At 58.6% G+C, this 14,874-nt stretch carries 15 protein-coding genes and 1 other annotated feature; of the genes, 9 read left to right on the top strand and 6 right to left on the bottom strand.

The window, feature by feature from the left end:
• The first annotated feature begins 22 nt into the window (after positions 1–22).
• Positions 23–442, top strand: coding sequence for a GNAT family N-acetyltransferase (locus NHG65_RS08155; protein WP_207975662.1), 420 nt, complete (start codon positions 23–25; stop codon positions 440–442).
• A gap of 11 nt (positions 443–453) precedes the next feature.
• Positions 454–1,434, top strand: coding sequence for a magnesium/cobalt transporter CorA (gene corA / locus NHG65_RS08150; RefSeq protein ID WP_207975663.1), 981 nt, complete (start codon positions 454–456; stop codon positions 1,432–1,434).
• Positions 1,435–1,473: 39 nt separating this feature from the next.
• Here the strand turns inward: corA and NHG65_RS08145 are convergent, their stop codons facing one another.
• Both NHG65_RS08145 and speB read right to left on the bottom strand, forming a co-directional pair.
• Positions 1,474–2,856, bottom strand: a complete 1,383-nt coding sequence (locus NHG65_RS08145) for a sodium:solute symporter family protein (protein ID WP_099064159.1) — start codon at positions 2,854–2,856, stop codon at positions 1,474–1,476.
• A gap of 72 nt (positions 2,857–2,928) precedes the next feature.
• The gene (speB, locus tag NHG65_RS08140; protein WP_499183146.1) at positions 2,929–3,861 is read right to left on the bottom strand and encodes an agmatinase; all 933 of its coding nucleotides are present in this window, start codon (positions 3,859–3,861) and stop codon (positions 2,929–2,931) included.
• 248 nt (positions 3,862–4,109) lie between these two features.
• On the opposite strand from speB, the gene NHG65_RS08135 reads away from it, so the two are divergent.
• Complete coding sequence (locus NHG65_RS08135; protein ID WP_499183145.1) at positions 4,110–5,039, top strand: LysR family transcriptional regulator; 930 nt, start codon at positions 4,110–4,112, stop codon at positions 5,037–5,039.
• On the opposite strand, the gene NHG65_RS08130 is transcribed toward NHG65_RS08135, so the two are convergent.
• The 4 genes from NHG65_RS08130 to NHG65_RS08115 form a co-directional block, all read right to left on the bottom strand.
• Positions 5,001–6,653, bottom strand: coding sequence for an ABC transporter permease (locus NHG65_RS08130; RefSeq protein ID WP_499183464.1), 1,653 nt, complete (start codon positions 6,651–6,653; stop codon positions 5,001–5,003). The genes NHG65_RS08135 and NHG65_RS08130 overlap by 39 nt on opposite strands.
• Before the next feature lie 19 nt (positions 6,654–6,672).
• Positions 6,673–7,632: an ABC transporter substrate-binding protein gene (locus tag NHG65_RS08125; RefSeq protein WP_413502589.1), complete on the bottom strand. Its 960-nt coding sequence runs from the start codon at positions 7,630–7,632 to the stop codon at positions 6,673–6,675.
• Between the two features lie 49 nt (positions 7,633–7,681).
• The gene (locus NHG65_RS08120) at positions 7,682–8,371 is read right to left on the bottom strand and encodes an ABC transporter ATP-binding protein (RefSeq protein ID WP_499183144.1); all 690 of its coding nucleotides are present in this window, start codon (positions 8,369–8,371) and stop codon (positions 7,682–7,684) included.
• A gap of 275 nt (positions 8,372–8,646) precedes the next feature.
• The gene (locus tag NHG65_RS08115) at positions 8,647–9,471 is read right to left on the bottom strand and encodes an SDR family oxidoreductase (protein ID WP_099064156.1); all 825 of its coding nucleotides are present in this window, start codon (positions 9,469–9,471) and stop codon (positions 8,647–8,649) included.
• 229 nt (positions 9,472–9,700) lie between these two features.
• Here NHG65_RS08115 and hisL point away from each other — a divergent pair, with 229 nt between their 5' ends.
• The 6 genes from hisL to hisH all read left to right on the top strand — a co-directional run bounded on the left by hisL (position 9,701) and on the right by hisH (position 14,871).
• Positions 9,701–9,748: a his operon leader peptide gene (gene hisL / locus NHG65_RS08110; protein WP_101495319.1), complete on the top strand. Its 48-nt coding sequence runs from the start codon at positions 9,701–9,703 to the stop codon at positions 9,746–9,748.
• Positions 9,724–9,850, top strand: a sequence feature (His leader region). Its footprint overlaps the gene before it by 25 nt.
• A 70-nt stretch (positions 9,851–9,920) precedes the next feature.
• Complete coding sequence (hisG, locus tag NHG65_RS08105) at positions 9,921–10,820, top strand: ATP phosphoribosyltransferase (RefSeq protein WP_085115991.1); 900 nt, start codon at positions 9,921–9,923, stop codon at positions 10,818–10,820.
• Positions 10,821–10,824: 4 nt separating this feature from the next.
• Positions 10,825–12,132 carry a histidinol dehydrogenase gene (gene hisD / locus NHG65_RS08100; protein ID WP_499183143.1) on the top strand — a complete coding sequence of 436 codons (1,308 nt, stop codon included), beginning with the start codon at positions 10,825–10,827 and terminating at the stop codon, positions 12,130–12,132.
• Positions 12,129–13,217: a histidinol-phosphate transaminase gene (hisC, locus tag NHG65_RS08095; RefSeq protein WP_499183142.1), complete on the top strand. Its 1,089-nt coding sequence runs from the start codon at positions 12,129–12,131 to the stop codon at positions 13,215–13,217. Before hisD ends, hisC begins: the two co-directional genes overlap by 4 nt.
• On the top strand, positions 13,214–14,281 hold the full coding sequence (hisB, locus tag NHG65_RS08090; RefSeq protein ID WP_099064155.1) for a bifunctional histidinol-phosphatase/imidazoleglycerol-phosphate dehydratase HisB: 1,068 nt from the start codon (positions 13,214–13,216) through the stop codon (positions 14,279–14,281). The genes hisC and hisB overlap by 4 nt, the downstream gene beginning before the upstream one ends.
• Positions 14,281–14,871 (top strand): imidazole glycerol phosphate synthase subunit HisH, encoded by a 591-nt coding sequence (hisH, locus tag NHG65_RS08085; protein ID WP_099064154.1) that lies wholly within the window; start codon positions 14,281–14,283, stop codon positions 14,869–14,871. The genes hisB and hisH overlap by 1 nt, the downstream gene beginning before the upstream one ends.
• Positions 14,872–14,874 lie beyond the last annotated feature (3 nt).

Below are 14,874 nucleotides of genomic sequence, written 5' to 3'. Positions count from 1 at the left end.
AAGGGTTCACCAAGGAGAAAACATGAACATCACCGTCACCGAAACTCTTGACGAAGAAACCCTCAACACCATCCGTTTGGGGTTACGGGCCCACAACAGCCCATACATCGACCCTACCCAACGCAAACCCCTTGCCGTCTATAGCCAGGACGAAGCAGGTCGGGTGGTCGCAGGCCTGACCGGCGAGACCTGGGGAAACTGGTTGAGCGTTGAATGGTTGTGGGTGGATGATTCGCAGCGCGGCAGCGGGTTAGGTCGCAAGGTGGTGCTGGCGGCTGAACAGGAGGCTAAAGCGCGGGGTTGTCGTTATGTTCGCCTGGAAACCTTCAGCTTTCAGGCGCGGCCGTTTTACGAGAAGCTCGGGTATCGCTTGCAGATGACGCTGCAGAATTACCCGATAGAACACGAATGTTACTTTCTCACCAAAACTCTTATTGAATAGCAGGTGGCTTGATGGAAACCGCAACCATGGTTGTGAATTGCGTGGCATACAAGGCCGGTCAACGGCTGGGCGAAGTGACCATTGATGATATCAGTGAGGTGGTCAAGCAACCGGACACCTTCGTCTGGCTCGGGCTGTGGCAGCCGGAGGACGTCTTTATGCGCAAGGTGCAAGAAGAGTTTGGGTTGCACGATCTGGCGATTGAAGATGCCCTGTGCGCCCACCAGCGGCCAAAACTCGAAGCCTACGGCGATTCATTGTTTATCGTGGTCAAAACCGCGCAATGGGGAAAGGACGAAGTCGAGTACGGCGAAACCCACTTTTTTGTCGGCAAAAACTTTCTGGTCACGGTACGCCACGGTGACTCACCCAGCTATGCGCCGATCCGCCTCAAGGCCGAAGAAAACCACAAGCAAATGTGCCGTGGCCCGGGTTTTGCCTTGTATTCGGTGATGGACTTTGTGGTAGATAACTACCGCACCGTGGTAGCGAAGTTCGAGACGGATATCGAAGCCATCGAAGCCAACATGTTCAAGTCCGAGTTTGATCAGACCGCCATCGAGAACGTCTATACCCTGCGGCGACACCTGTTGGCGCTGCGCAATGCGGCGATGCCAATGGACGAAATCTGCAATCAGCTGATTCGCCTGCATGAAGAAGTGATCCCGAAAGAGCTGCGCGCCTATGTACGCGACGTGCAGGACCATGCCCGCCAGGTGGTCAGTAACATCGACGATATGCGAGAAATGCTGACCAACGCCATGCACGTCAATCTGGCACTGGTCACGGTAAAACAGAACGAAGTGGTAAAACGGCTGGCGGGCTGGGGGGCGATCCTGGCGATCCCAACGGTGATATTCAGCCTGTACGGCATGAACTTTGCCAATATGCCGGAGCTGAAATTCCCCTGGGCCTATCACACCATTCTCGGGGTCACCGCCGTCGGCTGCTTCTTCCTGTACCAAAAACTGAAGAGATCCGGCTGGCTGTAGCCGGTTATGGGGCTACGCATCACAGCCCCATTTTACCCATTACTCGGGCTGAACCTGCTGCTGCAGACTGGGTCGGGTCAGCAAACTGCCAATCAGAAAGGCCGCGCCGCCCGCCAGCAGGCCACCGTAGATCGGGCTGTTGGCCTCAATACCCTGGTAATACATCAGCCCCAACACGCACAGGCTGCCGGTCAGCATGCTGGCAATAGCCCCGGTGCTGGTGGCGCGCTGCCAGAAAATAGCGCCGATCAGCGGGATCAGCATCCCCCCCACCAGCAGGTTATAAGCCAGCGTCAGCGCCATCATCACGTCCCGCACCACAAACGCCAGCCCCAGCATAATGCAGCCCATGATCAGTGTCGTGAGTCGCCCGGCCGCCAAGCCACCGGAAGGCCGCTTGCGGATCGCCGGCAGTACGTCCTCCAGCGCGATAGTTGAGGACGCTAACAGACAGGCGCTGGCCGTCGACATCAGCGCCGCCAACGCGGCAGCCGCCACCAAACCGCTGACGCCCGCCGGCAACACCGCCTGAGCAATGGCGGCAAAAGCGCCATCGGTATTGCTCAGTTGCGGCAGCACCAACTTTCCGGCCATGCCAATCAGAGCACCGGTCACGCCATACAGCACGCAGTAAACCCCAGCCCCCAGCCCGGCGTAACGGGCAATATTGCTGCTGCGGGCGGTAAATACCCGCTGCCAGATATCCTGACCGATCAGAATGCCGAAGAAGTAGATCAGGAAGAACACCAGGATGGTATCCAGCCCGATCGACGACAGCTGGTAGTAGCTGTCCGGCAGTTGGCTGCTGAACGCCGCCCAGCCACCGGCCTTGACGATGCTCATCGGCATCAATACCAGCATCATGCCGACGGTCATAATAATAAACTGGATGATATCGGTCAGCGTCAGTGACCACATGCCGCCCAGCGTGGAATAAAGCACCACCAAACCGCCGCCGAGCAGAATTGAAGCGGTGAACGACAGGTCAAACATCACCTGCATCACGCTGCCGATGGCGATAATCGAGGTGACCGCCACCATCAGATCGTAAGCCAGCATGATGGCACCGCTGGTGACTCTGGCGGCCGGATGATAGCGTCGCGCCAGCACCTGACTGACGGTGTAGAGCTTGAGTTTGAGCAGCGGTTTGGCCAACACCATGCTCAACACCACAATCCCCGCACCCAGCGCCCCGCACAGCCATACCCCCGAGATCCCGTAGGTGTAACCCAGCTTGACGCTGCCAATGGTTGACGCACCACCCAATACCACGGCGGACAGCGTGCCCAGGTACAAACAGGGCCCCAGATTGCGGCCGGCCACCAGATAATCTTCCTTGGTGGTAGCCCGGCGAACGCCAAGCCATCCCACCGCCCCTATCACCAAAAAGTAAAACACCACTACCAGCAGGTCGAGATTCATCAGTCACTCCGCATGCTTGCTATTATTCGGTATCTGGCGCAACGGCTCCGCCGGTCAGGGTATGGCGAGGCCTTATCGCTCAGGCAACACGCACAGCATTTCAAACAGCAGGTTAGCCGCCAGTAGCGCGGTATTGCCGGAACGATCGTAAGGCGGCGAGACCTCCACCACGTCGCTGCCGACCAGATTCAGCCCCCGACAGCCTCTGACAATTTCCAGGCCCTGCCAAACCGACAGCCCACCGACCTCCGGTGTGCCGGTGCCCGGTGCAAAAGCCGGATCCAGACCGTCAATGTCGAAACTGAGGTAAACCGGCGCATTGCCCATCTGTTCACGCACTTCTGCCATCAGCGGTGCCAACGAGCGATACCAGCAGGCTTCCGCCGGTACCACGCGGAATCCCTGTTTGCTGGACCAGTCGAAATCATCGGCCTCATAACCGCTGCCACGCAGCCCAATCTGTACCACCCGCTGTGGCTGCAATAGCCCCTCTTCAAAGGCGCGGCGAAAAGTCGTCCCGTGCGCCAACTTTTCACCAAACATCTCCTCGTTGGTGTCAGAGTGGGCATCTATGTGAATCAAGCCGACCGGGCCATATCGGCTGGCCATCGCACGCAGGACAGGTAACGTCAGTGTGTGATCGCCCCCCAGCGTTAGTGGAATGCAGCCGTGGGCCAAAATGTCGTTATAGGCCAGCTCAATGCGGCGGACACTGTCCTCCAGGCTGTAGGGGTTGATGGCCACATCCCCCAGGTCGGCCACCTGCAACCGTTCAAAAGGCGCGGCGGCGGTGCCCATGTTGTAAGGGCGGAGCATCACCGATTCTTGCCGGATTTGCCGCGGTCCATAACGCGTACCGCTGCGATTTGAAGTACCAATATCAAGGGGAATACCGACGAAGGCCGCATCCAGCCCCCGTGCATCATCTGCGACGGGCAGGCGCATCATGGTAGGGATACCGGCAAAACGCGGCATATCGTTGCCACTTTGGGGTTGATTCAACATGGGCTTTCCTTGTTCGAGCGTCGGTGAGTTTCAACATTTGGATAACAATTACAGGCTACCCTGACACCTGACAGGGCTACCATTCCATCTTTAGAATGTAAGTATTGAAAATACCGATGATTAGTAACGCATTGAACCGTTGGCTTTTATTTAACTCCCATGCCATAAAGACACAGTTATCTGCCCACCGAACCCCCTCGGTGATGTTATGCAATGGTTAACAATTAGCGATTTCCGTGGAGGAGAGAATGCTCACCAATTTGAGCGATATTGATCTGCGACTGCTGCGGGTATTCGTCGCCGTTGCGGAAGCCCAGGGCGTCAGCGCGGCTCAGGAAACGCTGTTGATGAATCAGTCGACCATCAGCACCCATCTCGCCACGCTGGAGACCCGACTGGGATTTCGCCTGTGTCAGCGCGGCCGTTCCGGTTTTATGCTGACCCCGAAAGGCGAACGCATGCTGATCGCCTGCCGCACCCTGTTTAACGCTGCGCGTGACTTTACCCGCGTCAGTCAGTCGCTGAACGGCCTGTTGACCGGCGATCTGCAGATCGGCCTGGTGGATAATCTGGTGTCGCTACCGGGTAATCCCTTCAGTCGTGCCATCAAACAGTTTCAACGTCGACATCAGGATGTGCAGTTGCAGTGCCGAATTTGCGCCCCCGGCGAACTGGAACAGGGGTTGCTGAATCAGCAGCTCGATGTGGGTATCGGTTATTTTGGCCAGCAGTTGGACGAGCTGCAATATCAGCCCTGGATAGCAGAGACGCAGGCGGTCTATTGCAGCAGCGATCACCCGTTGTTTGCACTGGAGCAGCCGGGACGTGAACAGATTGAAAATGCGCGCTGGGTCAAACGCGGCTACCTGCTGGCGCAGCAGCTCTGCCCGCTGGCACCGCTAAACCTCGGTGCCGTTGCCCATCATATGGAAGGGGTCGCCCATCTGGTGCTCAGCGGCGAGTATCTCGGTTATCTGCCCACCCATTACGCCGCGCGCTGGGTAGAACAAGGCGCATTGAAACAGTTAGGTGGGCAGGCGCTGTCTTATCAGGCGGCATTGAGTCTGGTGACCCGGCCCGGCTTGCCAAAGGAGGCACTAAGCGCATTGCTGGAGGATTTGCAGCGCGCCGGGGAGGCTTCAGCTGCTATGGCGTTGGTGCAACCTCATGGCCAGTAACATCACCGTCAGGCTAAGCACTACCGCAATGCTGGCCATCGCCATGCCGTCCCCTACCGAACCTTGTTCAAACTGACGCCAGACAAACACCGACACCGTTTGTACCCCGGCCGGAGACAATAGCAGTGAGGTCACCAATTCACGTACCGAAACGGCAAACACCAGCATCGCCGCCGCCAACAGGCTGGGAAACACCAGTGGCAGCATGATCAGTCGCAGTGCCTGCAGCGGCGAAGCGCCATGCACCCTGGCCGCCGCCTCCAGATTGCCACCAATCTGGCGCAGCGCCGCGCCGGCGTAGCGCACCGGATAAGGCAGCAACAGGCAGCTGTAGGCGAGCAGCAGGATCCCCCAGGTATTGTAAGGCGACAGCGGCCAAAAACTGCGGTTCCAGGCCAGGATCAACCCTACCCCCACCACAATTCCCGGCAAAGCTGCCGGTAACAGTGACAGCGCGTCGATCAACACCGCACCGCGCACTCGCTTGCCCACCACCAGCCAGGCCGCCAGAAAACCGACCACCCCGGTCAATAGCGCCGCCCCTAATGCCAGAGACAGGCTGGTGGCCAATGCAGAAAAGGCATCGTTGTCCGTTTCAAGCAACGGCGCGAAATGCCCCAACGTCAGGTTGCTCCATGACAGCCCACCCGAGAGCGTGGCGGAAAAGGCCGTCGCCAACATTGATGCCAAGGGTAAGCCTACCGACAGCAACGCCGTTACGCTGAACAACGCAATGGTCGGCCAATACCCCTTGCCCAACGGCCTTATCGCTACCGTGGCCGGTTTTCCGGTGGTGGTTTCCACCTGGAGGGATCCGGCAATGGCACGCTGCAACCAAAATGCACTTAGCGCCAACCCGACCAAAATTAACGACAGCACAGCCGCCCCGGTCAGGTCGATGGGCCAGTCTGCCAGGCGCTGCTCAATGCCGGACGTCAGTACCAGAACCCCCGCACGGGAACCCAGCGCGGCAGGTACGCCGTACTCCTCTATTGCCAGCGTAAAAGCCAGCAGCAGGCTGGCGGCGATCGCCGGTGCCGCCAGCGGTAAGGTAATACGCCAGAATGCTCGCCACGGCCCTGCGCCATGCACCCGTGCCACTTCCGCCAAACGGCTGCCACCGGCGGCCATGCTGCGTGAAACGGCAAAATACACCACCGGAAAGATATTCAGCGACATCACCAGGATCACCCCCGGCAGCGAGAACAGCAGCCCACTCAGCCGTATGGGCCACAGCTGTTCAAGATAGCCGCTGGGTTGCAACGCCAGCATCCACGACAGCGCCGCAATGTAAGGCGGGATCAGAAAAGGGATCAGGAACAACAAATCCCACAGCCTGGCATAAGGCAGCGCAAACAATCCCCGCAGTGCGCCCAGCGGTATGCCGAGTACTGCGCTGACCAGGGCTACGCCAACCCCGACGCACAGCGTGTCACTCAGTTGCCTGAACAAGGTGGGATCCGCCAGCAACGCAGGAAAAGCGCTGAACGGCTTGGCCAGCGATCCCTGTGCCAACTGCGGAAACACCGCCTGCATTACCACAAATAACATCGGCATGGCGACCAGCAGCAACAGAACGGCCACCGTGATGCCGGGCAGCAGTGCATTCTTCATCATTCCCCCGGCACGCAACTTATCGTTGACCAAATAGTGTGGCGAAACGATCGAGCAAAGCGGAACGTGAGGCCGCCGGGGTATCTCCCTGCGGTAACAGCTTGAGCGTTTTGAACAGTGGGCGTTTGGCCTCAATATCCTGACGCGCCGGCATCAGCCAGGCATCCGCCACCGCCCGTTGTCCTTCAGGAGAGAGAACATAGTCGACAAATGCCCGTGCCTGATCCGCGTGCTGCGTCGACTTCAGGATCATCATCGGCCTTGGCGCAATCACCGTGCCGCTCGACGGGAAGATCACCTTGATCGTTTCACCGTCCGCCATACTGTTGTAAGAGACGTAATCCACCGCGCCGAACACTGCCGCTTTGGCCCCCTGCAACACCGGCGTCAACGCCTGCGCATTCGGACCGGCAATGATGGCACCGTTGGCTTTCAGGCTGTCAAACAGCTGCCAGGCCTGCTCGCCCTGCGCCTGTTGCAATCCCAGCAACAGATCGAGCGACGCACCGGAAAGCGCCGGATCTGGCGTAGTGACCTTGTCTTTAAACACCGGCTGCGTCAGATCGCGCCAGTCTTTCGGTTCCGGCGTACCGCTTTTGCTGTTCCAGACAATGCCCAGTGCCGAAATCCCCTGCGCAACATAAGATGAGGTTTTAAACTGCGTCGGGACTTCAGCCGCATTAGGGCTCTGGTAATCCAATAACCAACCGCGTTGTTGCAAATCTGTCGCGGTATCCCAGGAGGCTGAAATCAGTACGTCCGCCCGCGGGTTAGCCTGTTCGGCTTCCAGCCGTGCCATCACCTTACCGGTGGTTGCCTGGAAAATATCTACTTTGACTCCACTCTGCTTTTCATAACCGGCGGCCAGTTTCTTGGCCAACGACCCCGGACCGGCGGTATACAACGTCAGCGCCTGTACGTTGCTGCTCATCATGGCGAAAGACAATGCCATAGCTACAGTCACTCCTGTTTTTGTCATGCGACCTGTAATACGCGGTTGAAAGAACATGTTATTTATCCTTAAGCCATTAGAGAGAGTTCATTTCGGCAATACGGCCGCCGGCGATATACGCCACCCGGTGGGCCATCACCGCCGCTTCGTTGCGATCGTGAGTGACGTACACCGCCGTGGTGCGCAACTGCCGCAACAGAGTGGCCATTTCATGGGACAAGGACTCGCGCAGATCGCGGTCGAGATTCGAAAGCGGTTCGTCGAACAACAACACCTGCGGCTCAGCGACAATCGCCCGCGCCAGTGCAACCCGTTGCTGCTGCCCACCCGACAGCTCGGCCGGGCGGCGTTCGGCAAAATCAGCCAACCCCACGCGCGCCAGCGCAGCCATCACCCGCTGATGGCGCTGAGGCCGGGCGATAGCGCGCATTTGCAGTGGGAAACCCACGTTTTGTGCCACGCTCATATGCGGCCACAGGGCGTAATCCTGAAATACCATCCCCAAATTGCGCTGTTCTGGCGGCAGGCTGTAGTGCGCATCGGCCACCCGCAACTCACCGAAGGAGATGCTGCCCAGTTCCGGCGACAACAGGCCGGCCAGCAGCTTCAGCAAGGTACTTTTGCCACAGCCGGAAGGCCCCAGGAGCGCCAGCGTCTCACCAGCGGGAATGGTCAAATCGATCTGTTGCAGGATCGGCCGTTCGCCAATGCAGTAGCACAAGCCGGAGGTGGTAATGGATATCGGCCCCCGAGAGTCATCACTCATGGCAACCGCCCGCAGCCGTGGGCCGCTGAGAACAGAAAGGCTGGATAAATAATAGGGATGGATGAGCCAGAACGATGGCTCGGGAGAGATACCGGCATGGGGCAACCGCCCGCACCGTCGGCAGGGAGTTTATGAATAACATGGGTCATCCTCTTTGGGACTTTATATCGGAAAGGCGATTGTAGGCAGGGGATAAGACGATTGAGTTACAGCGCGAAGACACTCAGATGACAATATAAAAAATGCCCCGCACTTGGCAGGGCATGTTCAAACGTTTAGTTGACCGGCATACGCGCCGGATCCGGGTACTGATATTCAAACCCCAGTTCATTGCAGATACGGCTGCCGTCCACCAGCCGCCCGCCCTGCTCCGCCTCGGCGGCGAACTGCGGAGGTGCCAGATTTAATTGTTCGGCCAGCGCCGGGTAGAACTCGCGCTTGGTCGGATGGGCCGGCGCACACAGGTTATAAACATGGCCGCCTTTCGGCAATTTCAGCAGCAGTTGGATCGCACCGATCACGTCGTCCTGATGCACCAGATTGACCCCTTGCGAGCCGCCTTTAACGTCAACTTTACCGGCCAGGAATCGGCCAGGATGACGATCGGCTCCCACCAGCCCCGCCAGACGCAAAATATCCACCGAGGTGTTCGGCAGCTCATGCAGCCAACGTTCCAGCTCTGCCAGCACCTGCCCCGAAGGCGAAACCGGCTTCAGCGGCGAGTCTTCGCGCACCGTGCCGGTGGTTTCACCGTACACCGAGGTTGAACTGGTAAACAGGATGCGCGGCACGCCGAAAGCCATCGCGCTGTCCACCAGCATGCGCACCGCATTAAAATAGTTTTCACTGCCTTCGACGGTACGGCGAGCGGGTAACGTCACCACCAGCGCATCAACGCGCAACAGTGCTTCCAGATCCTCCGGTTCGCAAATCAGTTCCGGCGTCATTTCCAACTGATAGCATTCAATCCCGCTCATCCGTGCGGCCTCGACGCCATCCGGCGTGGTTTTACTGCCAACAACGTCAAATCCACGGCTCATCAGCGACAGAGCCAGCGGCATACCCAACCAACCCAGGCCAATAATGGCTACCTTTTTCATGATCTTCCTCTCTTGAAGACTGCAGCGCTTTGCCCATTAAGGCTACGCCAGTCGGCGTAGTGATTCAATCCACCGACCTTAAGCTTAGGTAAAGTCGCGTCCAGCTAATAACTCAACCTGTTTCAATAAATTAAATTTATGACGACAAAAAAGAGTTGCGCGACAGACGGCGGATAGTTTAGGTTAATTAGCAATTGAGTTTGTAGCGACTTTATACAGAGAACACACCATGACACGCATTCAGTTCAGCCACCATCATCACCATCACCCTGACTAGTCTTTCAGGCGATGTGTGCTGGAAGACGGTTAGTTAATCTTCCAGTGGCGCGCAGAATGCAAGAGAGAGCCCTCGGAAGATTTCTTCCGAGGGTTTTTTTTTGGCTCCGGACAGACAGACAAAATAATTTTCATAATAAATTCATAAAATTACAGATTAAACAGAGGTTACCATGTTGGATAAAACACGTTTACGGATAGCAATGCAGAAATCGGGCCGCCTGAGTGATGAATCACAGGAGCTGCTGGCGCGCTGCGGTATCAAAATCAACCTGCAGCAACAACGCCTGATCGCCTTCGCGGAGAATATGCCGATTGATATCCTGCGCGTGCGCGATGACGATATCCCGGGCCTGGTGATGGACGGCGTGGTCGACCTGGGCATTATCGGTGAGAACGTGCTGGAAGAAGAGCTGCTCAACCGCCGCGCCCAGGGCGAAGACCCGCGCTATTTCACCCTGCGCCGCCTGGACTTCGGCGGCTGCCGCCTGTCGCTGGCCACCTCACTCGACAGTGAATATACCGGCCCGCAAAGCCTGCAAGATGCCCGCATCGCCACCTCTTACCCGCACCTGCTGAAGCAATACCTCGACAAACAGGGCGTGCGCTTTAAATCCTGCCTGCTGAACGGTTCGGTTGAAGTGGCACCACGTGCCGGTCTGGCCGACGCCATCTGCGACCTGGTTTCCACCGGCGCTACGCTGGAAGCCAACGGTCTGCGTGAAGTGGAAGTGATTTACCGCTCGAAAGCCTGCCTGATCCAACGCGACGGCGAAATGCCGGAAGCCAAACAGCAACTGATCGACCGCCTGATGACCCGTATTCAGGGCGTGATCCAGGCGCGTGAATCCAAGTACATCATGCTGCACGCGCCAAGCGAGCGTCTGGACGAAATCGTCGCGCTGCTGCCGGGTGCCGAACGCCCTACCATTCTGCCGCTGGCCGGCGCACAGAACCGCGTAGCCATGCACATGGTCAGTAGCGAAACCCTGTTCTGGGAAACCATGGAAAAACTGAAAGCGCTGGGTGCCAGCTCGATTCTGGTGTTGCCAATTGAGAAGATGATGGAGTAAGGCCATGTCGAACTTCAATACTCTGGTCAACTGGGCAGACTGCAGCGCCGAACAGCGCACAGCACTGCTGATGCGCCCGGCGATCTCCGCCTCGGACAGCATCACCCGCACGGTGAGCGAAATCCTCGACAACGTGAAGGCCAATGGCGATCAGGCGCTGCGCGATTACAGCGCCAAATTTGATAAAACCGAGGTTGGCGCGCTGCGCGTCACCGCCGAACAGATAGCCGCCGCCAGCGCTCGTCTGGGTGATGAGATCAAGCAGGCCATGGCCGTGGCCGTTGCCAATGTGGAAACCTTCCACAATGCGCAACAGCTGCCGCCGGTCGATGTGGAAACCCAGCCGGGTGTGCGTTGCCAGCAGATAACCCGCCCGATCGATTCGGTCGGGCTGTATATTCCCGGTGGCTCCGCACCGCTGTTTTCTACCGTACTGATGCTGGCGACACCGGCACGCATCGCCGGTTGCCGTCGCGTGGTGCTGTGCTCACCGCCACCGATTGCCGATGAAATTCTGTATGCCGCGCAACTGTGCGGTGTGAAAGAGGTGTTTCAGGCTGGCGGTGCACAGGCGATTGCCGCCATGGCGTTCGGCACCGACTCTGTACCGCGCGTGGCGAAAATCTTCGGGCCGGGCAATGCCTTTGTCACCGAAGCCAAACGCCAAATCAGCCAACGGCTGGACGGTGCGGCCATCGACATGCCGGCCGGCCCTTCCGAAGTGCTGGTGATCGCCGACGCCGGTGCCACGCCGGCATTCGTCGCCTCGGATCTGCTGTCGCAGGCGGAACACGGCCCGGACTCGCAGGTGATCCTGTTGACACCGGACGCCGCCATGGCACAGGCGGTAGCCGAAGCGGTAGAGCAGCAACTGGCACAGTTGCCACGCGCCGAAACCGCCCGTCAGGCGCTGGCCAGCAGCCGACTGATCGTCGCCAAAGACTTGACCGAATGCGTGGCCATCAGCAACCAGTACGGCCCGGAGCACCTGATCATTCAGACCCGCAATGCCCGTGAGCTGGTCGACAGCATCACCAGTGCCGGTTCGGTGTTTCTTGGCGACTGGTCGCCGGAGTCTGCCGGTGATTATGCGTCCGGCACCAACCACGTGTTGCCGACCTACGGTTATACCGCCACCTGTTCCAGCCTGGGCCTGGCGGATTTCCAAAAGCGCATGACGGTGCAAGAGCTGACGCCGCAGGGCTTTATGAATCTGGCCGCCACCATTGAAACCCTGGCCGCCGCCGAGCAGTTGATTGCCCACAAAAACGCCGTGACCCTGCGCGTTGCCGCCCTGAAGGAGCAAGCATGAGCATTGAAAATCTGGCACGCACCAACGTTCGCGATCTGACCCCTTATCAGTCGGCACGCCGTCTGGGCGGCAACGGCGACGTGTGGCTAAACGCCAACGAATACCCGATTGCCCCCGAGTTCCAACTGACCGCTCAAACCTTTAACCGTTACCCGGAGTGCCAGCCGGCGCTGGTGATCGAACGCTACGCCGATTACGCCGGGGTTAAGAAGGAGCAGGTACTGGTCAGCCGCGGTGCGGACGAAGGAATCGAACTGCTGATCCGCGCATTCTGTGAGCCAGGCAAAGACGCCATCCTGTTCTGCCCGCCGACCTACGGCATGTATGCCGTCAGCGCAGAAACCTTTGGCGTGGAGCGCCGTACCGTGGCGGCCAAACAGGACTGGCAGTTGGATTTACCGGCCATCGCCGACAGCCTGGACAACGTGAAGCTGATTTACGTCTGCAGCCCCAACAACCCGACCGGCAACCTGATCGATGCCAACGACCTGCGCGCCGTGCTCGAAATGGCCAAAGGCAAGGCGATCGTCGTGGTTGACGAGGCCTATATCGAATTCTGCCCGCAGGCAAGCGTAGCCGGCTGGCTGAACGACTACCCGCATCTGGCGGTGCTGCGCACCCTGTCCAAAGCCTTTGCGCTGGCCGGGCTGCGCTGTGGTTTTACCCTCGGTAACGAAGGACTGATCGCCCTGCTGCTGAAGGTGATCGCCCCTTATCCGCTGTCCACCCCGGTCGCCGATATCGCCGCTCAGGCGCTCAGCACCGAAGGGATCCGCGTGATGCGTCAACGGGTTACCGAGATTGCCGCCAACCGCAGTTGGTTGCAGCAGGCGCTGCAAAACTGTGCCTGCGTTGAACAGGTTTTCACCAGTGACAGCAATTACCTGCTGGCACGATTCACTGCTTCCAGTAATGTGTTTAAAACCTTATGGGATCAGGGCATTATCTTAAGAGACCAAAATAAACAACCTGGGTTGTCCGGCTGCCTGCGCATCACCATAGGCACCCGTGACGAATGCCAGCGCGTGGTTGACGCGCTGTCTGCCCTGCCCGGTGCAACCGAGACTCGCCAGGAGCCAATGTGAGCCAGAAATTCCTCTTTATTGACCGTGACGGCACGCTGATTGCTGAACCGCCGGAAGACTTCCAGGTCGATCGCCTGGACAAGCTGGCGCTGGAGCCGGACGTGATCCCTTGCCTGCTGAGTTTGCAGCAAGCGGGTTATCAACTGGTGATGATCACCAATCAGGATGGCCTCGGCACCGCCAGTTTCCCGCAGGAAACCTTCGATCCGCCGCACGACCTGATGATGCAGATCCTCAGTTCTCAGGGCATCCACTTTGAAGATATCCTGATCTGCCCGCACCTGCCGGCGGACAACTGCGACTGCCGCAAGCCGAAGACCGCACTGGTCAAAGGCTATCTGGAGCCCGGCGTGATGGATACCGTTCACAGTTACGTGATCGGCGATCGTCCAACCGATGTGCAACTGGCGGATAACATGGGTATTAAGGGGCTGCGCTATCAGCGCGACACCCTGGGCTGGAAAGAAATTACGCGCCAACTGACCCAGCGCGATCGCCATGCCCAGGTTAACCGCGTGACCAAAGAAACGCAGATCGACGTCAACGTCTGGCTGGATCGCGAAGGCGGCAGCAAGATCAAGACCGGCGTGGGCTTCTTCGATCACATGCTGGATCAGATCGCCACCCACGGCGGCTTCCGCATGGACATCAACGTGAAAGGCGATCTGTATATCGACGATCACCACACGGTGGAAGACACTGGCCTGGCACTGGGCGAAGCGCTGAACAAGGCGCTCGGCGACAAACGCGGCATCGCACGCTTCGGCTTTGTGCTGCCGATGGACGAGTGCCTGGCACGCTGCGCGCTGGATATCTCCGGCCGTCCGCACCTGGAATACAAAGCAGAATTCAACTATCAGCGTGTCGGCGATCTGAGCACCGAAATGGTCGAACACTTCTTCCGTTCGCTGTCCTACACCATGGGCTGCACCCTGCACCTGAAAACCAAGGGTAAAAACGACCACCACCGTGTCGAAAGCCTGTTCAAAGTGTTTGGCCGCACGCTGCGCCAGGCGATCCGCGTTGAGGGCAACACCCTCCCGAGCTCGAAAGGAGTGCTGTGATGGACGTGGTGATTCTGGACACCGGCTGCGCCAACCTCGCCTCTGTCACCTACGCGGTGCAGCGTCTGGGCTATCAGCCGGAGGTAAGCCGTGACCCGGAGATCGTCCTGCGCGCCGACAAGCTGTTCCTGCCGGGCGTTGGCACCGCGCAGGCGGCGATGGACCAGTTGCAACAGCGTGAGCTGATTGAGCTGATCAAGGCCTGTACCCAGCCGGTGCTGGGGATTTGCCTCGGTATGCAGTTGTTGGCCAAGAGCAGTGAAGAGAACGGCGGTATCGATACGCTGGGCATTATCGATACCCCGGTAACCCAGATGACCGACTTCGGCCTGCCGTTGCCGCACATGGGCTGGAATCAGGTATCTGCCCAGGCGGGTCATCACCTGTTCCGCGGCATCGAGGACGGTGCCTACTTCTACTTCGTTCACAGCTATGCGATGCCGATATGCCCAAGCACCATCGCCCAGGCGAACTACGGCGAGCCCTTCACCGCCGCCGTGCAAAAAGACAATTTCTTCGGCGTGCAGTTTCATCCAGAGCGATCTGGCGCGGCCGGTGCGCAACTGTTGAAAAACTTTCTGGAGATGTAGGCA

The organism is Serratia myotis, from assembly GCF_027474885.1.
GTDB classification, from domain to species: domain Bacteria; phylum Pseudomonadota; class Gammaproteobacteria; order Enterobacterales; family Enterobacteriaceae; genus Serratia; species Serratia proteamaculans.
Note: the sequence above shows the minus strand (reverse complement) of the source record. Positions and strands in the feature narration are given on the sequence as shown.